The organism is Lysinibacillus sp. GW823-FHT02G10, from assembly GCF_058797135.1.
Genome location: NZ_JBXAJI010000029.1, coordinates 1 through 210 on the forward strand (window position 1 = coordinate 1; position 210 = coordinate 210).

Annotated in this window: 1 protein-coding gene; it reads left to right on the top strand. The window is 42.9% G+C overall.

Annotation, left to right across the window (positions count from 1 at the left end; genetic code table 11):
* The coding region (locus AC1RFD_RS22415) for an InlB B-repeat-containing protein (RefSeq protein ID WP_492475287.1) at positions 1 to 210 on the top strand (210 nt) is incomplete at both ends.

A 210-nucleotide genomic window follows, 5' to 3' on the forward strand; every position in this document is an offset into this window, starting at 1 on the left:
ACGGAGCCACCTCCACCAACGAAAGTGGGACATACATTTATTGGCTGGTATACAAGCAGTACGGGAAATACACCATTTAATTTTGATACTGTGATTACAGGGGACACAACGATTTATGCAAAATGGAATCCCGTGACACATACAGTGAGCTTTGATGTAGACGGAGGAAGTACAATCCCAGCACAAACAATAGCTCATGGAGAAAAAGCA